20 protein-coding genes are annotated in these 23,088 nt (G+C 70.4%); 11 read left to right on the top strand and 9 right to left on the bottom strand.

Annotation, left to right across the window (positions count from 1 at the left end; genetic code table 11):
- Window positions 1-36: 36 nt before the first annotated feature.
- From DLJ53_RS24230 to DLJ53_RS24190, 9 genes are all read right to left on the bottom strand, one after another.
- The gene (locus tag DLJ53_RS24230; protein WP_111350062.1) at window positions 37-696 is read right to left on the bottom strand and encodes a riboflavin synthase; all 660 of its coding nucleotides are present in this window, start codon (window positions 694-696) and stop codon (window positions 37-39) included.
- Window positions 697-1,833 carry a bifunctional diaminohydroxyphosphoribosylaminopyrimidine deaminase/5-amino-6-(5-phosphoribosylamino)uracil reductase RibD gene (gene ribD, locus DLJ53_RS24225; RefSeq protein ID WP_111350060.1) on the bottom strand — a complete coding sequence of 379 codons (1,137 nt, stop codon included), beginning with the start codon at window positions 1,831-1,833 and terminating at the stop codon, window positions 697-699. It abuts the gene before it with no gap.
- Between the two features lie 126 nt (window positions 1,834-1,959).
- Complete coding sequence (nrdR, locus tag DLJ53_RS24220; protein WP_111350058.1) at window positions 1,960-2,475, bottom strand: transcriptional regulator NrdR; 516 nt, start codon at window positions 2,473-2,475, stop codon at window positions 1,960-1,962.
- 3 nt (window positions 2,476-2,478) lie between these two features.
- On the bottom strand, window positions 2,479-3,774 hold the full coding sequence (gene glyA / locus DLJ53_RS24215) for a serine hydroxymethyltransferase (RefSeq protein ID WP_111350056.1): 1,296 nt from the start codon (window positions 3,772-3,774) through the stop codon (window positions 2,479-2,481).
- Window positions 3,775-4,529: 755 nt separating this feature from the next.
- Entirely contained in the window at window positions 4,530-5,762 is a 1,233-nt protein-coding gene (locus DLJ53_RS24210) for a L,D-transpeptidase family protein (protein WP_111350054.1), read from the bottom strand.
- Window positions 5,763-5,989: 227 nt separating this feature from the next.
- Window positions 5,990-6,469, bottom strand: coding sequence for a MarR family winged helix-turn-helix transcriptional regulator (locus DLJ53_RS24205; protein WP_111350052.1), 480 nt, complete (start codon window positions 6,467-6,469; stop codon window positions 5,990-5,992).
- Between the two features lie 308 nt (window positions 6,470-6,777).
- Entirely contained in the window at window positions 6,778-7,803 is a 1,026-nt protein-coding gene (locus tag DLJ53_RS35315; RefSeq protein ID WP_111350050.1) for a DUF6163 family protein, read from the bottom strand.
- Window positions 7,793-8,842 carry an enoyl-CoA hydratase/isomerase family protein gene (locus DLJ53_RS24195; protein WP_111350049.1) on the bottom strand — a complete coding sequence of 350 codons (1,050 nt, stop codon included), beginning with the start codon at window positions 8,840-8,842 and terminating at the stop codon, window positions 7,793-7,795. Before DLJ53_RS24195 ends, DLJ53_RS35315 begins: the two co-directional genes overlap by 11 nt.
- Window positions 8,839-9,987: an acyl-CoA dehydrogenase family protein gene (locus tag DLJ53_RS24190; protein WP_111350047.1), complete on the bottom strand. Its 1,149-nt coding sequence runs from the start codon at window positions 9,985-9,987 to the stop codon at window positions 8,839-8,841. The genes DLJ53_RS24195 and DLJ53_RS24190 overlap by 4 nt, the downstream gene beginning before the upstream one ends.
- Window positions 9,988-10,215: 228 nt before the next feature.
- Here DLJ53_RS24190 and mgtE point away from each other — a divergent pair, with 228 nt between their 5' ends.
- From mgtE to DLJ53_RS24135, 11 genes are all read left to right on the top strand, one after another.
- A complete protein-coding gene (gene mgtE, locus DLJ53_RS24185) occupies window positions 10,216-11,403 on the top strand; it encodes a magnesium transporter (protein WP_162409512.1) in 1,188 nt (395 codons plus the stop codon).
- Window positions 11,404-11,492: 89 nt separating this feature from the next.
- On the top strand, window positions 11,493-12,128 hold the full coding sequence (locus DLJ53_RS24180; protein ID WP_111350043.1) for an isochorismatase family protein: 636 nt from the start codon (window positions 11,493-11,495) through the stop codon (window positions 12,126-12,128).
- A gap of 545 nt (window positions 12,129-12,673) precedes the next feature.
- On the top strand, window positions 12,674-13,384 hold the full coding sequence (locus DLJ53_RS24175) for a carbonic anhydrase (RefSeq protein WP_111350041.1): 711 nt from the start codon (window positions 12,674-12,676) through the stop codon (window positions 13,382-13,384).
- Window positions 13,385-13,728: 344 nt separating this feature from the next.
- Window positions 13,729-14,784, top strand: coding sequence for a patatin-like phospholipase family protein (locus DLJ53_RS24170; RefSeq protein WP_111350039.1), 1,056 nt, complete (start codon window positions 13,729-13,731; stop codon window positions 14,782-14,784).
- A 4-nt stretch (window positions 14,785-14,788) separates the two neighbouring features.
- Entirely contained in the window at window positions 14,789-16,234 is a 1,446-nt protein-coding gene (locus DLJ53_RS24165) for a GntP family permease (protein ID WP_111350037.1), read from the top strand.
- A 123-nt stretch (window positions 16,235-16,357) separates the two neighbouring features.
- Complete coding sequence (locus DLJ53_RS24160) at window positions 16,358-16,897, top strand: hypothetical protein (protein ID WP_111350035.1); 540 nt, start codon at window positions 16,358-16,360, stop codon at window positions 16,895-16,897.
- A gap of 143 nt (window positions 16,898-17,040) precedes the next feature.
- Window positions 17,041-18,006, top strand: a complete 966-nt coding sequence (hemB, locus tag DLJ53_RS24155; RefSeq protein ID WP_226583013.1) for a porphobilinogen synthase — start codon at window positions 17,041-17,043, stop codon at window positions 18,004-18,006.
- 12 nt (window positions 18,007-18,018) lie between these two features.
- Window positions 18,019-19,257: a threonine ammonia-lyase gene (locus tag DLJ53_RS24150; RefSeq protein WP_111350031.1), complete on the top strand. Its 1,239-nt coding sequence runs from the start codon at window positions 18,019-18,021 to the stop codon at window positions 19,255-19,257.
- 308 nt (window positions 19,258-19,565) lie between these two features.
- Complete coding sequence (locus DLJ53_RS24145) at window positions 19,566-21,371, top strand: sodium:proton antiporter (RefSeq protein ID WP_111350029.1); 1,806 nt, start codon at window positions 19,566-19,568, stop codon at window positions 21,369-21,371.
- Between the two features lie 84 nt (window positions 21,372-21,455).
- Window positions 21,456-22,229 (top strand): arginyltransferase, encoded by a 774-nt coding sequence (locus tag DLJ53_RS24140; RefSeq protein WP_202913350.1) that lies wholly within the window; start codon window positions 21,456-21,458, stop codon window positions 22,227-22,229.
- A 26-nt stretch (window positions 22,230-22,255) separates the two neighbouring features.
- A complete protein-coding gene (locus tag DLJ53_RS24135) occupies window positions 22,256-23,011 on the top strand; it encodes a hypothetical protein (RefSeq protein ID WP_111350027.1) in 756 nt (251 codons plus the stop codon).
- The last annotated feature ends 77 nt before the right edge of the window (window positions 23,012-23,088 follow it).

The following is a 23,088-nucleotide window of genomic DNA, read 5'->3' as shown; positions in this document are numbered from 1 at the left end:
GGCTGTCGCCCTGTCGATCGCCGACGGGCCGCTTTGCTAGCCGGCTATCCGTGCGCCAACAAGGCGGGCGACGTACCGCGCAATCGTGTCGACTTCAATGTTGACGAGATCGCCGGGCCGCCGATCCGCCCAGGTGGTGACCGCCAGCGTGTGCGGAATCATCGCCACCGTGAAGGTCTCCCCGGGCTCGTTCAGGCCGGAATGGGGGATGGGCGCGGTCGCGATGGTGTCCGTCGGGTCGTTCACCGTCAGCGAGGTGCCGTCGAGCGCCACGGAGCCCTTGTGGGCCAGCAGCGGCATGAGCTGCGGCGGCGGGGCGAAGCGGAAGGTGGTCATCTCCTCCCCGTCGACCCGCTCGACGATCTCGGCCCGGCCGTCCACGTGACCCGAGACCAGGTGGCCGCCGAGCTCGTCCCCGGCCTTCAGCGACCGCTCCAGGTTGATGCGGTCGCCGGTCTTCCAGCTGCCGATGGTCGTCTTGTCCATGGTCTCGCCCGACACGTCGACGCTGAAGGCCGAGCCGGTGCCGTGCGGCTCCAGCGTCGTCACCGTCAGGCAGCAGCCGGAGCAGGCGATCGATGCGCCGATGGCGATCGACTCGACCGGGTAGGCCGACGCGATGGTGAGCCGTGCACCGTCCCCGAACGCCTCGCAGCGGGTGATGGTGCCGACGTCGGTGATTATCCCAGTGAACATCTATCGCAGCCAGTGAAGCCATCGGTCGTCGCCGACGGGTGACACGTGGCCCAGTGCGAAGCGTTGCGCAAGCCTTGAACGCCCCTCCCCGCCGAATGGGCGGACCAGATCCCCGCCGAGCGCATGGGGCCCCTCGATCCACACCACCTCGTCGATGAGATCGGCCGCCCACAGCGCCTCGGCGAGAGCCGCGCCGCCTTCCACCATCAGCCGCGTCACCCCGGCCGCCGCGAGGGTGGCGAGGGCCGCGGCCGGGTCGATCCGCCGGTCCGCGCCCCGGGGCACCGCGACCACCGTCGCCCCCGCCGCCTCCAGCGCGGCGACACGGCCCGCGTCGACGTCGGGAGCGGCGAGGATCGTCGGCCCGGCGACGGTGCCGAAGGTCTTGGCGGGGCCGGCGAAAATCGCCGCGGTCGGCGGCGTGCGCGCCTCGGTGTCGAACACCACGCGCTGGGGCGAGAGTCCGGCCATGCCCGGCAGGCGGCATGTCAGCGCCGGATCGTCGGCGAGGACGGTCCCGGATCCGACCGCGATGGCGTCATGCTCGGCCCGCATCACATGCACGAAGCGGCGCGTCAGCGGCCCCGTGACGGCGACCTGCCCCGCTCCGAGCCGGCCGATGGCGCCGTCCGCCGATACCGCGAGCTTCAGCGTGACGTACGGACGGCCGAGGCGCATGCGGGTGAGATGGCCGGCCATGTCGCGCGTCGCCTGCGCGGCGCCGAGGCCGACATCGACGTCGATGCCGGCCGCGCGCAGCCGGCTGGTGCCGCGCCCGGCGACTTCCGGGTTGGGGTCCTCGATCGCCACCACCGCGCGGGCGATGCCGGCGGCGATCAGAGCGTCCGCGCAGGGCGGGCTCTTGCCGAAATGAGAGCAGGGTTCGAGCGTGCAGTAGACCGTCGCGCCGCGCGCCGCGTCGCCGGCCTGCCGCAGCGCCACCACCTCGGCGTGCGGGCGTCCGCTGTCCGCCGTGCGCCCGAGCCCGACCACGACCCCGTCCTTGACGATCACGGCACCGACCGACGGATTGGGCGCGGTGCGCCCGTTCCCCTGCCGGCCGAGCGCCAGGGCCGCCGCCATCCACGACTGGTCCGAGCGGCGCGTCCCGGTGTCCCATGCGGCACGGGTCAGCATAGTCGATCCTTCCGGGTGTCCGTCCTGGCGAGCATGACACGCTGTGTAGATCGTCGCCGCCGCCCGGAACACCGCCGCGGCGCGTCCATCCTCAGCTCGCGCGTCGTCGCGCGGTTGCCGCGCCCGCTACTCGGCCGCGTCCTCGGCGTCGTCCGCGGCCGCGGCCTCGGCGGGCCCGCGGACCTGGCCGACGCTGTGGGCGAGCTCGGTCACGAACGCCTCGAAGTCCCGCGCCTCCGAGAAGTTGCGGTACACCGAGGCGAAACGCACGTACGCCACGTCGTCGATGCCCTTCAGCGCGTCCATCACGCGGTCGCCGATCTCGGCCGCCGTCACCTCGCTCTCCCCCGTCGCCTCGAGCTGGCGCACCAGGCCGGAGATCATCCGCTCTATGACCTCCTCGTCGATGCAGCGCTTGCGGGTGGCGATCTGGATGGAGCGGGCGAGCTTGTCGCGGTCGAACGGCTCGCGCTTGCCGGAACGCTTCACCACGGTGAGCTCGCGCAGCTGCACGCGCTCGAACGTGGTGAACCGACCGCCGCACACCGTGCAGGCCCTGCGGCGGCGGATCGCGGCCCCCTCCTCGGTCGGCCGCGACTCCTTCACCTGGCTGTTGTCGGCCCCGCAGTACGGGCAGCGCACGTCCTACTCGGCGTAGATCGGGAAGCGCGCCGTCAGGGCGTGCGCCTCGTCCTTCACCTTCTTCGACACCGCCTCGTCGACGTTGCCGCCCTGGTCCATGGCGTCGACCACCTCGGCAATCATGCGCGCCACGTCCTGGAACTCGGCGACGCCGAAGCCGCGAGTGGTGCAGGCCGGGGTGCCGACGCGGATGCCCGACGTCACCATCGGCTTCTGCGGGTCGTTCGGCACGCCGTTCTTGTTGGTGGTGATCGACGACAGGCCGAGGCCCTTCTCGGCGTCCTTGCCGGTCACCCGCTTCGGACGCAGGTCGACGAGGATCACGTGCGTGTCGGTCCCGTTCGAGACGATCTCGAAGCCGTGGCCCTTGAGCGCCTCGGCGAAGGCCTTGGCGTTCTCGACCACCTGGTGGGCGTAGGCCTTGTAGGCCGGCTGCAGCGCCTCGCCGAAGGCGACGGCCTTGGCGGCGATCACGTGCATCAACGGACCGCCCTGGAGGCCGGGGAAGATCGCCGAGTTGATCTTCTTCGCCATGTCCGGGTCGTTGGTCAGGACGATGCCGCCGCGCGGGCCGCGAAGGGTCTTGTGCGTCGTCGAGGTGACGACGTGGGCGTGCGGGAACGGGCTCGGGATGACGCCGCCGGCGACGAGGCCGGCGAAGTGGGCCATGTCGACGTGGAAGGTCGCGCCCACTCTGTCGGCGATCTCGCGGAACTTCGCGAAGTCGATGAGGCGCGAATAGGCCGAGCCGCCGGCGATGATGACGGAGGGCTTGTGCTCCTCGGCGAGCGCGGCGACCTGGTCGTAGTCGATCAGGCCGGTGGCCGGGTCGAGGCCGTAGGCGACCGCGTTGAACCACTTGCCGGACAGGTTGACCTTCGCGCCGTGGGTCAGGTGGCCACCCGCGTCGAGACCCATGCCGAGAAGCGTGTCACCCGGCTTGGCGCAGGCGAGCAGCACCGCCTGGTTGGCCTGGCTGCCCGAGTTGGCCTGCACGTTGGCGAACTCGCACCCGAACAGGCGCTTCACCCGGTCGATGGCGAGCTCCTCGGCGATGTCGACGAACTGGCAGCCGCCATAGTAGCGCCGGCCCGGATAGCCCTCGGCGTACTTGTTGGTCAGCACCGTGCCCTGCGCCTCGAGCACCGCCCTGGAGGCGATGTTCTCGGACGCGATCAGCTCGATCTCGTTCTGCTGCCGCTCCAGTTCGAGAGCGACGGCGCGGGCGATCTCGGGGTCGCTGTCGGCCAGCGACCTCTCGAAGAAGGGGCGGGTCTCTACGGCGTCACGCAAGCTCATATGGGCCTCCAAGCACTGTGGCGGGTGGCGTCTCCGCCGAGGTCATCGAGATAGCCAGCGTCCGGAGCCGGCGCAATGCGCCAGGCGACGGACCGGTGGCACGATTGCGACAGCGTGCCGACAGCCGTGCGGCCGCGCCATCGCGGTGAACGTTTCGCCCGAGGGGCGGAGCGCTTCGGGCAACGCGCCGGCGCGCCGGGCCGGCGCCGGCGATGCCGGGCGGCCGCGGGACGGGCACGGGGCGCTGGTAGCATCGCGCGTCGACGCGATCCAGAACGGCGCTGTGGATGAGAGGCATTGCGCACGCGGCGAGGCGGCCGGACACGGCACTGCGGGCGGAGCGGCCCGGTCGCGTCGTCGGCCGCCGGGCGGATCGGATCGGTCACGATCGTCCCTATCTGCGCGTGCGGGCCGGTCCGGTGGCGGTACGCGGCGCGCGAGGGGTCCCGGCAGCGGTCCCTGCGCGGTGCCGGCGGCGCGGTCCACGGCCCGGACGACGGGCGGAACCGGCGGCGGGGGCTCCCGGTCTGCTGCACGGTGCCAAAAGCAAAATAGCCGCGGGGCAAACCACGCGGCCATCTCAAGTTCCCACAGGTCTGCGAAACGTCAGTGAAGAAGTTCGCCACCCCTGTCGTAAGTCCTCACTGCGATCTCCGCCGCAGCTGGACTTCGGATAGTCTGATGCCCCTGCCCTGTCAAGTTAACTCGACCGGAACGGGCGACGGCGACCGGGCGCATCGCGCTCCGGCGGCCGGTCAGCGGACCGTCGTGCCGCCGCTGTAGGCGACCGTCTCGGTGCCGTCGCGGTTGTAGATGTCGTCGCGGAAGTGGACGACGCCGTCCGCGTTCACCCAGGCGGTGATGTAGGCGAACATGATCTGCGTCTGCAGCTTCAGCGGAACGTCGAGGCGCTCGCCGGTGCGGATGACCTGATCGACCTGGGCACGGTCCCAGCCGTTGGGGGCGAGCAGCCAGGTGATCAGCTCACGCACGTTCTGCACGCGCACGCAGCCCGAGGAGTGGAACCGCGCGCCCTCGCCGAAGAGGCCCTTCTGCGGCGTGTCGTGCAGGTACACCTGATGGGTGTTGTGGAAGTTGATCTTCACCGTGCCCAGCGAGTTCAGCTCGCCCGGCTCCTGGCGGAACATGTACTGCGTCGCCTCGTCGGTGTTCCAGTCGATCTCGTTGTACGAGTACTCGCGGGACTCGTTGCCCCACTTGTAGATCCGGATCTTCTGGTTCGCGAGGTAGGACGGGTCCTGCTGCATCTTCGGGATCAGGTCGCGCCGCACGATGGAGACCGGGACGGTCCAGTACGGGTTGAAGTTGATCTCGTGGATGCGGGACGTCAGCAGCGGGCTCGGCCGGTCGACCTTGCCGACGACCGCCGTGTGACGGGAGCGCACGCGCCCGTTCTCGACCGCCTCGATCTCCGCGGCGGGGATGTTGACCAGCACGTAGCGGTCGCTCAGCCCCTTGGAGAGGTCCTGGATGCGGTTGAAGTTCGACTCCAGCTGGCGCACCCGCACATGGGCCGGAATGTTCATCGCGATCAGCGTCGGCGCGTCGAGGATGCCCGTCGCCGGGAGGCCGTGGCGCAGCTGGAAGCGGCGCACCGCGGTCGCGACGTAGGAGTCGTAGACGTCCTGCCGTCCGCCGCGCTCCTGGAGGTCGCCGGTGATGATCAGCCGCTGGCGCAGGACCGGGACGTTCTTGTCACTGGTGCCGAGGCGCAGCGCCTGCTTCGGGGAGTTGACCTCGGGCCAGCCGCCGGACGCCGCGATGGTGCGATACTGCTCGATCACGAGCTGCATGCGGCCGAGGGCCTGCGGCGAGAGTGTCGGAAGCTGCGAATTGACCGCGTTGACTTCCGGCAGCGTCGCGTCGAAGCGCTCGGACCACTCGGCCTGGTGCTTGTAGTCCTGCAGTGCAGCGAGCGGGCTCTGCCCGAAATCCTGTGCCGAAGCCGGCCCGGACAGGGCCATCATGGCAAGACCGACACTCAAGGCGCCCAGACGGGCGAAGACAGAACGACGTGGCAAAACAGTCACGCGACCCCCCGGAACTCACGGAACTCACGTCGCGGTACCACGCAAACGCACAGCGAACAACGTATGATCATGCGAAAGGGGTGCGCAAGACCTGCGCTCACGACTTGGTGAGCGCGTTCACCGGGAGAGCCCGGCCGCTTCGCGCGCGGCCAAGCGACAGTCGGTCACAGGCGGTAGAGCACCTGGTCCTTCCAGAACCGGTCGAGGCGCTTCAGCGTCTGCGTCGCGCTCTCGAGCTGCTCGGAATCGACGCCGCCGATGGCGCCGAGCGACTGCATGTGCCGGTTGATCAGACTGTCGACCAGAGCCGCGATCTCGGCGCCCTTCTCCGTCACCGAGATCCGGACCGTGCGCCGGTCGCGGTTCGAGCGGCGCTGCTGAAGGTAGCCGAGCTCGTTCAGCTTCTTCAGGTTGTAGGAGACGTTGGAGCCGAGATAGTAGCCCCGCGTCTTCAGCTCGGAGGGCGTCAGCTCCTCCTCGCCGAGATTGTGCAGGAGGACCGCCTGCACGTTGTTGACCTCGTCCCGGCCGACCCGGTCGAGCTCGTCCTTGACGACGTCGAGGAACCGGCGGTGCGCGCGTTCGATCAGCCGGATCGCCTCCACGTACGCCTCGTTACCCCGTGGGGTGACGGGCGCATCCATCGCCCGGTCACATTCCGTCTGCCGCACCACAAAATTCATGGTTCTGCCTCATCGGTTACCGGCCCGTTCGGGCGCTTTTCCGCGAGGTTGGCCCCATGCGCTAAAGCGGTCCTTAAGCCGCAGCGTTAACCAAAGGTGAACGCGAGGCACGTGGCATTTGCGTCACAAGGCCTTAGCCGCCGTTCGGCAGCATTGACGCGATCGGGCAGACCGGCCCGACGCCGTTTCGGAATCGCCTCTACACCGCTTCGGCGGGTCCGCCTAGAGCCGGAACGCCCTGACACGATGTCTCAGGGCGGCGGACCCGTTCAGCGCGGCCCGTCGTGCCGCTTCCAGGTCTTCAGAACGGCCAGTCCGACGGCGAGCGCCAGCGCCGCGATGTTGCCCACGAGCGCCAGGATCCCGAACGGCACCGAGTCCGGCGACAGGATCGCGGCGACGACGGCGGCCAGCAGCGCGCTCGCCCACAGGACGATGCCCCACGGCGCCGCGAGCCAGAGGCCGACGGAGATCACCGGCATCACCACGGCGGCGACGGCGGTCGAGATCCACGGCCCGCCGGGGTTGTGCCAGCTCGCGACGATCACGTCCGTCTCGTAGCCGACGAGGCGCATCCAGACGATCACCGCCCCCGCAAGCCACACCGCCGAGGTGATCCGCACCACGGTCGCGAGGGCGATGCCGAGCGGGTCGTGGCCGTCGTGGTGGCCGGCCATCGCCGCGTGGATCGCGGCGAGCGACATCGGCGCGGTGCGCGACGTGGTCTGGCGCGGCGGCCTGGCGTCCCGTGCCGTCTTGGCCGGCACTGACTTCGCCCCCGCCGAACCGTTCTTCGCCGGAACCTTCCCGGTCTCGGCCTTGTCGGCGACCGTCGCCGGGACCTGGGCGGCCGACGCCTGCGCCTCGCTCACCGGGACCGGGAGCTGCGCGCCGGCCGGACCCGACGGCCCGTCATCGGGCGGTGGCAATGCAGGAGAGCCGCCGGGGCCTGAGGCCGCCGGAGCCACCGCGCGGCCCGCCGCCGTCGGCGCGCCGGCGGGCCGCGCGGTGCGCGTCGTCGCCGGCGGTTTCGCCGCGTCGGGCCGGGGCGCTCCCTTGCCGCCCTCGCCCCGGGTCGCGTCCCGGGGGCCGGCCGGGTCCTTCGGCTGGGTCCCGCCGGACCGGACGGGGGCGGCGGCGCGGGCGGTGGTCGCCGGTCCCTCCGCCGGCGCGCTGGTACGGGTCGGGGCGGTGGTGCGCATCAGACCGCGCGAGGATGCCGCCGCGGCGGTCTTCGCGGCGTCGTCGTCAGCAGGTCCGTCGGACGAGGCTTCGGGCGGCATCTCAGGCGCCATGGGCCGACCGGCCCGCCATGTGCTTCAGCCCCAGCTCGCCGTGCGGGCTCGGCGCGAAATGCGCCAGCACCTCCCCCGGATCCACCCGGTCGAGCTCCGCCGGATCCCACTTCGGCGCATTGTCGCGGTCGATCAGCACCGCGCGGATCCCCTCGTAGAGATCGTGCCCGTCAAGGATCTTGCAGACGATCGAGAAGTCCATCTCCAGAACCTCCGCCGGGTCGAGGTCCTTCGCGCGGCGGATCTGCTCGAAGGTCACCGACAGGCTCATCGGCGAGCGCAGGCGGATCTCGTCGGCGGCGATCTTGGCGAACTCGTTGTCCCTGCCGGCCTTCTCGAGCCGCTCCATGACCTCGATGACGCTCGGCGCCGCGAAGGCGTGCGCCATCACCTTCCGGTCCCCGGCATCGAAGGGCTCGGTCTCCACCGTCAGCTCGGCGAGCGCGCCGTCGAGGTCGCGGGCGTGCGCGACGCGGTCGAGCGCGGCGTCGAGCGAGCCTTCCACGGGGTGCGTCACGTAGCCGACGGCGGCGGCCATGTCCCGCTTGATGCGGTGGCCGGTGAGGCCGAGCCACATGCCCGCCTCGTCCTCCATCCGCGACAAAAGGTGCGTGGCGCCGACGTCGGGGAAGAGGCCGATCGCCGTCTCCGGCATCGCGAAGGTCAGCGTCTCGTTGGCGATACGGTACGGACCGTGCGCCGACAGCCCGACGCCACCGCCCATGCACACGCCATGGATCAGCGCCACGTACGGCTTCTGGTACTGCGCGATGCGGTTGTTGGTGCGGTACTCGTTGGCGAAGAAGTCCGTCGCGCCGGCGCGGCGATCGTAGACGGAGCGGATGTCGCCGCCGGCGCAGAACGCCTTCTCCCCCTCGCCGCGCACGGCGACCCGGGCGATGCGGTCGTCCTTCGCCCACTCGTCGAGCGCCTCGCCGAGCTCCAGCACCATGGCCTCGGTCAGCGCGTTAAGCGCCTTGGGCCGGTTCAGCGTGACGAGCCCCGCCCGGCCGACCGTGTCGAAGTTGATGTCGCTCATCGGTTGGAGGGCTTCAAAAGATGACGGGCGATGATGACGCGCATGATCTCGTTCGTACCTTCCAAAATCTGGTGGACGCGGAGGTCCCGCAGGAGTCGCTCCAGTGGATAGTCCCGCAAATAGCCATACCCGCCATGAAGCTGAAGGGCGTCGTTGACGATCTGGAAGCCCGTGTCGGTCGCGAGACGCTTGGCCATCGCGGCCAGCGCCGTCGCGTCGGGCGCACGGCGGTCCACCGCGCTGGCCGCTTTGTGCAACAGAAGACGCGCCGCCTCCAGCCCCGTCGCCATGTCGGCGAGGCGGAACTGCAACGCCTGGAACGCCTCCAGCGGCTTGCCGAACTGCACCCGCTCCTTCATGTGCGCGGCGGCGAGCTCCAGCGCCTCGGCGGCCGCGCCGAGCGAGCAGGCGCCGATGTTGAGCCGACCGCCGTCGAGCCCGGCCATCGCGATCTTGAAGCCATCCCCTTCCGCGCCGATGCGGTTTGCGGCCGGCACGCGGCAGCCGTCGAAGATCACCGCCGCCGTCGGCTGGGAATGCCAGCCGAGCTTCTCCTCCTGGGCGCCGAAGGAGAGCCCCGGCGTCCCGCCCGGCACGACGAAGGCGCTGATGCCGGCGGCCCCCTCCCCGCCGGTGCGCGCCATCACGAGATAGATGTCGGACGCCCCGCCGCCGGAGATGAACGCCTTCGCCCCGTCGAGGACGTAGTCGTCCCCCTCGCGCCGGGCCCTTGTGCGCAGCGACGCGGCGTCGGACCCGGCGTTCGGCTCGGTCAGGCAGTAGCTCGCGAAGTGCTCCATGGCGCAGAGGCGCGGCAGGTACCGGGCGCGCTGCGCCTCGTCGCCGAAGCGGTCGATCATCCCCGCGACCATGTTGTGGATGGAGATATAGGCCGCCGTCGACGGGCAGGCCCGCGCCAGCTCCTCGAAGATGATCGCTCCGTCGAGACGGGTCAGCCCCGACCCGCCGTGCGCCTCCCCGACGACGATCCCGCCGAAGCCGAGCGCGGCGGCCCGGCGCAGGACATCGACGGGAAAGGTGTGGTCGCGGTCCCAGTCGGCGGCGCGCGGCGCGATCTCCGTGCGCGCGAAGTCGGCGGCCAGATCCTTGATGGCCGCCTGCTCTTCGGTCAGGTCGAAATCCATTCCATCCTCCCGCGGCCACAAGACGACGGGCCGGCTCGGCGCGTCAATCCACGGCGGACACCGGTCCAACGCCGCCTCGCACCGCTGACGCATCGGCGCGGCCCGGACCGACGCTGCCTTTGACTTATGGGGCTGTCATCATGCCTCTAACCTGTTGTGGCGATATGGCGCCCTGCCGTCCCGCCGCCGGACGCCCGCCTGAGCCACCGCCCGAGGTCCATCGCACCCGTGACGCCCCCCGACCAGCCGCCCGCCCCCGACATCGCCCGGACCATCGACGCCCTCGCCGCGACGTCGCCGGACGAGGCCGCCCGCGCCCTGCGCCAGCTCCCCAAGCGGCAACGGGCGGCGGTCCTCGCCGCCATCGGCGAGCGGCGCCGCCAGGAGGTGATGCGCCTCGCGTCCCACGAGGACGGCACCGCCGGCGCCATCATGACCTCGCGCTACGCGGCCGTGGCGGAGACCCTCACCGTCGGCGAGGCGCTGCACCAGCTCGCCGCCGCCAGCGACGCCGAGACGATCTACCTCGTCTTCGCCGTGGACGCGGCCCACCGCCTCGTCGGCACGGCGGACCTGCGCTCGCTCATCGCAGCCGACCGCAGGGCGCCCGTCGCCGGCCTCCTCGACCGCTCCCCGACGAGCGCGCGCGTCGACGACGGCGACGAGGAAGCCGCCCGCCGTCTCGTCGAGGCGCGCGCCCTCGCCCTGCCGGTGCTGGACGGCGACGGCACCCTCGTCGGCATCATCACCTTCGACGACGCCCAGCGCTGCCTCGAGGCGGAGGCGCGGGAGGACGCCGACCGCTTCAGCGCCATCCAGTCGACGCCGCAGGAGAGCGCCTACCTCGACGTCTCGTTTGCCGGCGAGATGCGGCGGCGCGCGCCCTGGATCCTCGGCCTCGCCGTCGCCGGCCTGATGGCGGGCTACATCGTCCACATCTACGAGGACGCCCTCGACGCGCTCGTCATCCTCGCCCTCTACATGCCGATGGTCGCCGACACGGGCGGCAACGTCGGCACCCAGTCGGCCTCGCTGGTGCTGCGCGCCATCGCGACCGGCGGCGTCGGCCTGCGCGACGCCGGCCGGGTCCTCTGGAAGGAGACGCGGGTCGGGCTCGGGCTCGCCGCGATCCTCTTCCTCTTCGCGGTGCTGAAGGTGTGGTTCATCTCCAACGGCAGCGACGTCCCGACGGCCCTCACCCTGGAAGGAATCGGCGTCGCGATCGGCGTCGCCATCGCCGTCACCGTCGTCGTGTCGGTGCTGATCGGCGCGATGCTGCCGCTGATCGCGCTCGTCATCCGCGTCGACCCGGCCGTCTTCGCCGGTCCGGCGCTCACCACCATCGTCGATGTCGTCGGCCTCTTCCTCTACTTCCAGATCACCACGAGGATGCTCGGCATCGCGCTCGTCGAATGACCCGCCCGCGGCACCCCGGGCCCTTGCAAATTCCCGCCAATGGCATGCCACTTGCCTGATAGGTGTCATGCCAACGAAGGAGCGTTTCGGTGAGCGACGACTATTCCAACCGCAGCTACGGCGAGATCCCGGTCGGGTTCGGGGACAAGCCAGGCATCGTCGTGGTCGACTTCCAGGTCGGCTTTACCGACCCGCAATACCCGCTCGGCGGCGCCCCGCTCGTCATGCGCGCGGTCGAGAACACGGCCAGGCTCCTCGAGGTGGCGCGGCGCTACGACGTGCCGGTGGCGAGCTGCTACACCTCGTACATGAACGAGCGTGAGATGCCGTACTGGAAGATCACGGCCGTGCGCGACACGTTCCGCGACGACCACCCGTCCATCGCCCTCGACCCGCGCATCCATCAGCCCGGCTACGACGTCGTGGTCTGCAAGAAGGGCCCGTCCATCTTCTTCCAGACCGGCGTCGCCGACTTCTTCGCCAAGGAGCGGGTGGATACCGTCATCGTCACCGGTTGCAACACCTCCGGGTGCATCCGCGCCAGCGCCATCGACGCGTTCAGCCATCGCTACCGCACCATCGTGCCGGAAGACTGCGTCGGCGACATCGAGGAAGGCCCGCACCACGACAACCTGCGCGACATCGGCCGCCGCTACGTCGACGTGACGAACCTCGAGACCGTCCTCGGCCAGCTCGAGACCTGGCGCCAGCGCAACGCGCACTGAACCGGGCCGGGTCCCGCAGGAGCGGACCCGCCCGTCCACATTTCGCTACCCTTCATCCAAGCCATTTCGGGGGGCGTGCCCAGGCTCCCGCCCCTCGCTCATCCCCCGTCCGGCGGCGACCGCCCGATCGGCGGGCGCCCTGTCGCGCTCGCCCCGCCACGCGCTCGATGCGCCGGTGGTCGGCCTCGCGTCCGAATGCGGCCGAGAAACGTCGATATTGGGACGCTGTGCCTCTTTCTGGGACGCCCAGCCATTTATCGCGACGCTGTGACAATCGTAGGTTCGCTCGTATCGATGCAACCAGTCGGACAGAGCGGCCCGTTGAAACCACGAACATTGCCGGTAGCGCCGCTGCCGCCCTGCCCCGCCGTTGTCGTCGGCCGCGCCGGCTAGCCGGCGACCACAGCGTGCCGTCGGTCCGGCGACCGCCCGGCGTGCCGGATCGCCCGGAGGCGCCGCGCACGATCGACGGCCCGGAGACCCGACGGCCCGAAAAATCGACGGCCCGAAAAATCGATAGGCCCAGACAATACGGAGGAAGACCCATGTGCCGGACTTGTGAGGGTGGGACGCTGTCCCGCCGGACCGTGATCGCGGGCAGCCTTGCCCTTCCGCTCGCCGCGGCGCCACTCGTGAAGGCTGCGGCGCAGACCCCGGCGGCCGGCCGCCCGTCCTCCCCGGAGGAGGCGCTGCAGCGGCTGATGGAAGGCAACGCGCGCTACGTCGCGAACCAGCCGATCAACACCGACCACTCTGTCGGCCGCGCCGAGCGGGCGGCGGGTCAGCAGCCGTTCGCGGCGGTCGTGAGCTGCTCCGATTCGCGCGTCTCGCCCGAGCTGATCTTCGACCAGGGGCCGGGCGACATCTTCGTGGTGCGCGTCGCCGGCAACTTCATCAACGAGGACGGCCTGGCCAGCCTGGAGTTCGGCGCCGCCGTGCTCGGCGTGCAGACCATCCTCGTCCTGGGCCACTCCTCCTGCGGCGCGGTCGTCGCGACGATCGACTCCATCGAGGACCGCGAGCTCCCGCCGGGTCACCTGCCGAGCCTCGTCAACGCCCTGCGCCCCGCCGTCTACGACGTGATGGAGGAGAACCCCGCCGACCTGCTGGTCGCCGCGACCAGACGCAACGCGAAGCTCAACGCCGCGAAGGCGGTCGAGACCGGGCCGATCCTGTCCGAGCTGAGCGGCGCGGGGAAGCTGGCGTCGGCGGCCGGCGTCTACGACATCGCGACCGGCAAGGTCGAGCTGATCTGACCCGCCGGCGGTTCCGCGCCACGCGCCGTCCGCGTCCGGATCAAGGGCCCCCTCCCCGGAGGAGCGGCGGTCCGGGACACGGGCGCGGACAGTCACGAACCTGTCGAGGGACGAGGGTACACCTACGAAACGATGCCCCGCCCTCGACATGACCTTCGATACCGGTTTCGCCCGGGTGCTCGCCATCGGTCTCGCCGCGGAACAGCGGCGCGGCCGGCAACCTCGACGCGGCCGTCAAACCGCGAGAGCATACGATCGACATGGGGCGCTGAGACTTCGCATATAATGCGCCCAAACATAACAATAGAAGGGGGGAGTGCCGGGGTCACGAGACGGAGAACACGATGACGACGACTGACGACACGGCGGACATCCCGCCCGATCGCGCCCCGCTCTGGGTCGACCTCGCCCTCCAGGGCGGCGGCTCCCACGGCGCCTTCGCCTGGGGCGCGCTCGACCGCCTCCTCGACTATCCGTGGATCGAGGTGGAGGCGATCTCGGGCACCTCGGCGGGGGCGATGAACGCCGCCGTCTTCGCCCACGGCATGACGGCGGGGGGCCGCGACGGCGCGCGCAAGGCGCTGCACGACTTCTGGCGCGCCGTCTCGCGCGCGGCGAAGGTGAGCCCGTTCCAGCGCACGCCCATCGACCGGATGTTCGGCAACTACACGCTCGACAATTCGCCGATGTACATCGCCGCCGACCTGATGGCCCGCTTCGTCTCGCCCGCGGCGATGAGCGGTGTCTTCAGCTGGAACCCGCTGCGCGACATCCTCAACGAGACGATCGACTTCAAGGCGCTCGCCGAAGGACCGATCAAGCTCTTCATCACCGCAACCAACGTGCGCACCGGGCGCGGCCGCGTGTTCCGCCGCGAGGAGATCACGGCGGACGTCCTCCTCGCCTCCGCCTGCCTGCCGACGATGTACGAGCCGGTGTGGATCGACGGCGAGGCCTACTGGGACGGCGGCTACGCCGGCAACCCGTCGATCGCGCCGCTGGTGCGCGAGTGCCAGTCGCGCGACACCTTCCTCGTCCAGATCAACCCGGTGACGCGCCAGGAGGTGCCGCGGCACGCCCGCGACATCCTCAACCGCGTCAACGAGGTCTCCTTCAACGCGACGCTGCTGAAGGAGCTGAAGATGATCGCGCTGATGCGCCAGGTGGTCGACCCCGGCAACACCGAGGGCCGGCAGTGGGCGGAGATGCGCCTCCACCGCATCGCGAGCGACATGATGGTGGAGCTGAGCGCGTCCTCGAAGCTGAACGCCGAATGGGGCTTCCTGCGGATGCTGCGCGACGAGGGCCGCAAGGCCGCGGACGCGTTCGCCACCGAGCACGGGGCCGACGTCGGCGTGCGCTCCTCGTTCGACTTCGAAAGCCTGCTCGAGGGAGTGTGACCGGATGGGCCTTCTGGGAATTCTGATCGGCCTCGCGGTCCTGATGGCGCTCGCCTTCCGGGGCTGGACGATCCTCCTCCTCGCGCCGCTCGCCGCGCTGGTCGCGGCGGCCTTCTCCGGCGAGCCGCTGCTCGCCCACTGGACGCAGACCTTCATGGGGGCCGCCGCCGGCTTCGTCGCCCAGTTCTTCCCCCTCTTCCTGCTGGGCGCACTGTTCGGCAAGCTGATGGACGACTCCGGCTCGGTGAACGCGATCGCCGACTTCATGACGAGGACGCTGGGGCCGAAGCGCGCCATCCTCGCGGTCGTGCTCGCCGGCGCGCTGGTCACCTACGGCGGCGTGAGCCTCTTCGTCGCCTTCTTCGTGATCGCGCCGATGGGTCAGGCGCTCTTCCGCGCCGGCTCGGTGCCCAAGCGCCTGCTGCCGGCCGCCGTCGCACTCGGCACCTCCACCTTCACCATGTCGGCGCTCCCCGGCACGCCGGCGATCCAGAACGCGATCCCGATGCCGTTCTTCGGCACCACCGCGTTCGCCGCGCCCGGCCTCGGCCTCATCGCCTCCGTGGTGATGCTCGGCTTCGGGCTCTGGTGGCTGAACTTCCGCCGCGCCCGGGCCGCCGCCGCCGGAGAGGGCTACGGCGAGGCCGAGCCCGCCGCCGCGTCCGACGACCTCAAGGTCCGCGAGCTTGCAACCACCGCGAGCGAGTTCGACCCGATCGAGATCGAGGCCGGCGAAAGGAGCGCCAAGCAGCCGACGTTCGCGCTGGCCGTGCTGCCGCTCGCCGTGGTGGTCGTCGTCAACCTGCTGATGGCCCAGCTCGTCCTGCCGAGCCTCGACTTCGGCTTCCTCGCCGAGCCGCGCTGGGGCGGAACCAGCCTCGGCGCCGTCGGCGGTGTGTGGGCCGTCGCCGTGGCGCTGCTGTCGGGCATCATCGCGCTCCTCGTCACCTCCTTCCGGCGCCTGCCGAAGCTGCGCGACAGCGTGGACGCGGGCGCCAACGCCTCGGTGCTGCCGATCCTCAGCGTCGCGAGCCTCGTCGGCTTCGGCGCCGTGGTCGCGGCGCTGCCGGCGTTCGAGATGGTGAAGGACTGGGTGCTGGGGATCGAAGGCGGGCCGCTCGTCAGCCTGGCGGTCGCAACCAACATCCTCGCCGCGCTCACCGGCTCGGCGTCGGGCGGCATGACCATCGCCCTCGAGGCGCTGGGGCCGACCTTCATGGAGATCGCCGCGACCACCGGGCTCGACCCGGCCGTGCTCCACCGCGTCGCGGTGATCTCCTCGGGCACGCTCGACAGCCTGCCCCACAACGGCGCGGTCGTGACGATGCTCGCCGTGTGCGGCTCCACCCACAAGGACAGCTACTTCGACATCGTCATGGCGGGCGTGGTGAGCGCGCTCCTCGCCCTCATCGTGGTGATCCTGCTGGCGAGCTCGCTCGGCTCCTTCTGATCACCGAACTCCGATCCGGCGCCCGCAGACGCGGGGCCGGCGCATGGCGCTCGTGGGCGGAACACGCAGGCGTCACTGGCGGGGACCGGCCCGGTGCGCCACAGTCGGCACGGCGAGAACGCCGTGCCGTCAGCTCCGGAGCCAGCCCTGTCCGCGATCCGCCCCTCCGCCACCTCTGCCGACGCCGATGCCGCGACGGGGCACGCCGCGCCGCCGGCGGCGCATCCGGTGTCGCAGATCGCGGGCTATATCGTCTTCGCCGCCGTGTTCGTCGCGCTGGAGCCACTCATCGCCCGCGAGGTCGCCGTGTTCACGACCCACAACTTCGGCAAGCCCGCCTCGCCCTGGGACGCGCGGCTCATCCTCGTCCCGCTGATCACGGGAACGGCGCTCCTCCTCGCGAGCTACATCCCCCTCGCCGCCTTCGTCTTCCGCGATCCGCGCCGCGGCGCGGCGCACGTCCTGCAGTTCCTCGCCGTCGGCCTCGTCGTCGTCCTGCTGGCGAGCGCGGCCGACTACGCCCTCCTCCTCGCCGGTCTCGTCAGCGCTGCGGAGCACGACATCGTCGAGCCGTTCCTGATCGTCGCCCTCCTCTACATGCCGCTCGCCGAGTTCGCGTTTCGCCCGAGCGATGTAGCCGCCCCGGCAACACCGCACCCCTGACCCTCCGCGAGCGCGTGGACGGCGGCCGGCCCGATCCGTTAAGATCGCGGCCCAAGCGGTGAGAAGAGGCAATCATGGATATCGACCCCCGCACGATCGGCGGCTCGCCCGTCGACGTCGCCGGCGTGCTCAAGGGCCGGCGGATGCGCCGGACTCGCCGGATGGATTGGTCGCGCCGCCTCGTGCGCGAGAACACGCTGACGGTCGACGATCTCATCTGGCCGATGTTCGTGACCGAGGGGCACGGCGTGCGCGAGCCCGTGCCCTCCATGCCCGGCGTCTTCCGCCTGTCGGTGGACGAGATCGGCGCCGCCGCCGAGGAGGCGGCCGAGCTGAAGATCCCCGCCGTCGCCCTCTTCCCGTACACCGGGCCGGACAAGCGCGACGAACAGGGGAGCGAGGCCTACAACGCCGACAACCTCGTGTGCCGGTCCTGCCGCGAGATCGCCCGCCGCGCTCCCGGCGTCGGCATCATGACCGACGTCGCGCTCGACCCCTACACCAGCCACGGCCACGACGGGATCATGGTCGGCGACGAGATCGTCAACGACATCACGGTCGAGGCGCTGATTCGCCAGGCCCTCACCCAGGTGGAGGCCGGCTGCCACATCATCGCCCCGTCGGACATGATGGACGGGCGCATCGGCGCCATCCGCACCGCGCTCGACGAGGCGGGGCACGAGAACGTCCTCATCATGGCCTATGCCGCCAAGTTCGCATCGGCCTTCTACGGCCCGTTCCGCGACGCGGTCGGCGCATCCGGCGCGCTGAAGGGCGACAAGCGGACCTACCAGCTCGATCCCGCCAACGGCGACGAGGCGATGCGCGAGGTCGCCCTCGACCTCGACGAGGCGGCGGACATGGTCATGGTCAAGCCCGGCATGCCCTACCTCGACGTGGTGCGCCGCGTGCGCGAGAAATTCGCCGTGCCGACCTTCGCCTACATGGTGTCCGGCGAGTACGCGATGATCGAGGCCGCCGCCGCCAACGGCTGGCTCGACGGGGAGCGCGCGATGATGGAGAGCCTGATGGCGTTCAAGCGCGCCGGGGCCGACGGCATCCTCACCTACCACGCGCCGCGCGCCGCGCGCCGCCTCGCCGCCGGCTGATCCCGAGCCACGATGGACGCGCCCGCGCCCACGATCAGCCCGGACGCGATCCGCGAGGCGGCCGCCCGCCTCGAGGGCGTCGTCCTCAAGACGCCGTGCCTCGCCGCGCCGCGCCTGTCGCAGCTCACCGGAGCCAACGTCTTCGTCAAGTACGAGAACATGCAGCCGACCGCGTCCTTCAAGGAGCGCGGCGCCTACAACAAGCTCGTCTCGCTGACCGCCGAGGAGCGTGCCGGCGGCGTCATCGCCATGTCGGCCGGCAACCACGCTCAGGCGGTCGCCTACCACTCGGCCAGACTCGGCATATCGTCCGTCATCGTCATGCCGGAGCGCACGCCCTTCGTGAAGGTCGCCGCCACCGAGGGCCATGGCGCGCGCGTCGTGCTGGCGGGCGAGACCATCGCCGAGAGCGCCATCGCCTGCGCCGAGATCGCCTCGGCCGAGGGACGGCTTCTCATCCACCCCTACGACGATCCGCGAATCGTCACCGGCCAGGGGACCATCGGCTTCGAGATGCTGGCCGAGGTGCCGGACCTCGACACCATCGTCGTCCCCATCGGCGGCGGCGGCCTCATCGCCGGCATCGCCACGGCGGCCAAGTCCGTGAAACCGGAGGTCGAGATCATCGGCGTCGAGGCTGCGCTCTTCCCGTCGTGCCATGCGGCCCTGCGCGGCGAGGTCGGCAAGTGCGGCGGCTCGACGATCGCCGAGGGCATCGCGGTCAAGACCATCGGCAAGGTGACGCTGCCGATCATCGCCGAGCTGGTCGAGGACGTGATCCTCGTCGACGAGCCGACGCTCGAGTGGGCCGTCAACGCCTACCTCACCCTGCAGAAGACGATGGCCGAGGGCGCGGGCGCGGCGGGCCTCGCCGCGATGCTCGCCCAGCCGGAGCGCTTCCGCGGCCGCAACGTCGGCCTCGTCCTGTGCGGCGGCAACATCGACCCCCGCATAGCCGCCTCCATCATGGTGCGCGAGCTGACGCGGGCGGGGCGGATCATCTCCATCGAGTCCGACTATCCGGACGAGCCGGGGCTCCTCGCCCGCATCACCTCCGCCATCGGCGGCGCGGGCGGCAACATCCTCGAGGTGACACACAATCGCCTCGCCCTCACCCACCTCGCGCGCGAGACCTCGATTCGCCTGACGATCGAGACGCGCGACGACGCCCACGCCGAACGCATCGTCGAGGCGGTCCGCGCGGCCGGTCTGACGGTGCGCCTGTCCGAGCACGTCGAAGGGCGCTTCTGAAGCCTGATGCACGAGACGCTTCGAAAGGCACCGGTGTTGCAACCGCGCCACCAGCCGGCGCGGACAGCGCTCCCCCCGATGGCGCCGCCCTCGCCGGCGTGGCAGAGGTTTGCGGCTGGAGAACAGGGAGATCGAATGGGCCTCGTAGCAGGACGCGCCGAGAAGCAATGCATTTGATGCGGGGACCGGACATGACTGCAAAGGACGCCATTCCACAGGTGGATGGCGCCGAGCAACACTTTGACGAACGGCAGGTCCGTGCGCCAAAACCGCAAGGCGACACCATCATGAAGCGAGCCCACCGCTAAATGGAAGCCGATATCGCGATGATGGGGACCCTCCTCGTCATCGCCGTCTCCACCATCCTCTACGCGACCGAGCGCTACTCCATCGAGGCGATCAGCCTCGGTACCCTTGCAGCGTACGTCGCGATGTTCGCCGTGTTCGGCCTGCCCGCGGGCGACCAGTCGCTCGACGTGGCCGACATCCTGTCCGGATTCGCCAACTCCGGCCTCATCACCATCGTGGCGCTGCTGATCGTCGGTCAGGGCCTCTTCCACACCGACGCGCTGGAACGTCCGGCGCAGATCCTGGTGCGATGGGTGGTCAAGCACGGCACCGTCGGCATCGCGGTCACGTTCATCTCCATCGCCGCGCTCTCGGCCTTCCTGAACAATACGCCCGTCGTGGTGATGTTCATCCCGATCATCGCGACGCTCGCCACGGCGCTGAAGTCGTCGGGGTCGCGGTTCCTGATGCCGCTGTCGTTCGTCACCATCCTCGGCGGCATGACGACCCTGATCGGCTCGTCCACCAACCTGCTCGCCGCCAACGTCGCGCGCGACGCGGGGGCGGTGGACCTCTCCTTCTTCTCCTTCACGCCGTTCGCGCTGATGGTGGCCGGCATCGGCCTTCCCTACGTGCTCGGCGTCATGCCGCTGCTGCTGCGCGAGAACCGCTCCATGGCGGAGGCGATGCGCGCCCAGGGCGGCAAGCAGTTCATCGCCGAGATCCCGATCCGCGCGGGCCACCCGCTGGTGGGCGCGGAGTCCAAGCAGGGCATGTTCCCCCAGCTCCAGGACATGACCGTGCGGCTGGTGCAGCGCGGGGAGCGGCCGCACCTGCCCCCGTTCGAGAACGTGAAGCTCCAGCCGGGCGACATCGTCATCGTCGCGGCGACGCGTCAGGCGCTGGAGCGGGCGCTCTCCACCAAGTCGGCCGTGATGGGTCAGGAGGGCGGCGACGACAAGCCGCCGGGCGTCGTCACCCTCGCCGAGGCGATCGTCGCGCCCGGCTCGCGCCTGATCGGCCGCACCGTCGCCCAGTCCGGCTTCCGCGGCGAGGTCGGCTGCGTCGTCCTCGCCATCGAGCGCCGCTCGCGCATGCCGCGCATGCCGATGGTGGACATCCGCATGGAGGCGGGCGACGTCCTCCTCTTCGCCGGGCCGCGCAAGGCCATCGAGGAGCTGCGCGGCAACCGCGACGTGCTCCTGATCGACTGGACCGCGGCCGACGTGCCGGCGCGCCGCCGCGCCCCCGCCGCCATCGCGGTGTTCCTGTCGGTGATCATCAGCGCCGCCACCGGGATCATGCCCATCGCCGCCGCCGCCGTCCTCGGCGCGTTCGCGATGCTGGCGACGCGCTGTCTGAACACGCGCCAGGCCGCGCGCGTGGTCGACAGCCGGATCATCATGCTGATCGCCTCGGCCATCGCCTCGTCCAACGCGCTGGCGGCGACGGGCGGCGCGGAGGCCATCGCGCACGGTCTCCTGTCGGTCCTCGCCGGCGCGCCGCCGAGCGTCGTCATGTCCGCGCTCTTCATCATGATCGCGCTGACGACGAACATCATGACGAACAACGCCGCCGCCGTGTTGTTCACTCCGATTGCAATCGGAATCGCCTCAACCTTGGGCTTGCCGGCGGAACCCTTCGTCGTCACAGTCATCCTCGCGGCGAACGCATCCTTTGCGACGCCGGTGGCGTATCAGACGAACCTGCTCGTCATGGGACCCGGCCATTACCGATACCGGGACTTTCTCATCGCGGGTGGCCCGTTAGTTCTGCTACTGTGGGGCGCATTCTCGATCATAGGCCCATGGTGGTATGGTTTGTGATGGCCGTGTCGTAACGGCGGAAGGTAAGGCGGAGGCGTCCATCAGCCCATGGTGAAGTCGAACGACCGCTTCGACCAGAACGCGATGGCCGAGTCCGAGCGGGAGACGCCGGTCCGTCCCCGCCGCAGGGTCACCGTCCGCCGCCTGTCCGAGCACCCGCAGTTCTATCTGACGGCTCCTTCCCCGTGCCCGTACCTGCCCGACCGGTACGAGCGGAAGGTCTTCACCCACCTCGTGGGCGAGCGCGCCGAGGCGCTGAACGATCTCCTCACCCAGGGCGGCTTCCGTCGCTCGCAGAACATCGCCTACCGTCCCGCCTGCGAGGGCTGCCGCGCCTGCGTCTCGGTCCGCGTGGTGGTCGACGAGTTCGAGTGGACGCGCTCGCTGAAACGCGTCTGGCGCGAGAACATGGCGCTGGAGCGCCGTGAGCGCCCGCCGCTCCCCTCGTCCGAGCAGTACAGCATCTTCCGCGCCTACCTCGACCGGCGGCACGCCGACGGCGGCATGGCCGACATGACCGTCCTCGACTACGCGATGATGGTGGAAGACACCCACGTCGACACGCGCATCTTCGAATACCGCGAGCCGGGCGGGCGCAACCGCGGCCCGCTGCTCGGCTGCGCGCTGACCGACATCCTCTCCGACGGCCTGTCGATGGTCTACTCGTTCTATGAGCCGGACCTGCAGATCTCATCGCTCGGCACGTTCATGATCCTCGACCACATCATGCGCGCGAAGGAGATCGGCCTGCCGTACGTTTATCTCGGCTACTGGGTCGATGGCTCGGACAAGATGGCCTACAAGACCCGCTTCCAACCGCAGGAGCGGCTCGGTCCGAAGGGCTGGTCGCGCGGATAGTCGCGAGACCCGGGTGAACGGAACGGATGACTGACCAGGCCCAGAGCGGCGTCACGCACAGCAGCGCGCCGCCCAAGCGCACCACGCCGCGCGAGTACGGCTACGCGCCCGGCCGGCGCCTGCCCTACGTCGCCAACGTGAGCTGGCCGCGCTCGGGCCACGTCCTCCTGTCACGCATCCTGCGGCAGACGTTCCAGGGCTGGTTCGGCTACTGCGAGTACTACACGCCCCGGCAGATGGAGAACTCGCCCTGCTGCGGCAGCTTCCCGTGCGAGCGGGCGGGCCTCATCAACATGAGCAAGCAGCACGACTTCGGCTTCAAGGCCGAGCTGCCGTCCGATCACCCGCTGATCGTGCAGTACCGCTCCTTCCTGCCGTCGGTGGTCTCCCACTGGGAGCAGCGCATCGCCACCTCCTCCACCGAGGACAGCGAGGAGGCGTTCCGCGCCTTCGCCCTGAAGCAGGCGCTCGAGTACAAGACCTTCCTCGACCGCTGGGTGCACAGCGCGCGCACCAACCGCCTCCTCCTCCCCTACGAGGCATTCACCGCCAACCCCTCGCAGACGATGCGGCAGGTGCTCGCCCTGTTCGAGGCGAGCGACTACGTCGCCGCGATGGAGCGCGTCATCGCCACCGTCGACGGCCTCACCTTCGTCGACGGCGGGCAGCAGCGCATCAAGGGCGCCGGCATCGCCGACCGCCGCGACGTGTCGGCCTACCGGTACTACGACGAGCCGTTCTTCGCCGAACTCGGCACCCTCACCCGCACCGATCCGGCCTGATCTTTTCCGCCCCCACGCACCGACACGGGCGTGGGGCGCGACTGCCGCGCCTGAGCCTCGGCGCCCGGGCTCGTCGG

It is taken from the genome of Acuticoccus sediminis, from assembly GCF_003258595.1.
In the GTDB taxonomy this organism is placed as follows: Bacteria; Pseudomonadota; Alphaproteobacteria; order Rhizobiales; family Amorphaceae; genus Acuticoccus; species Acuticoccus sediminis.
This window is presented reverse-complemented; position numbering and strand designations above follow the sequence as displayed.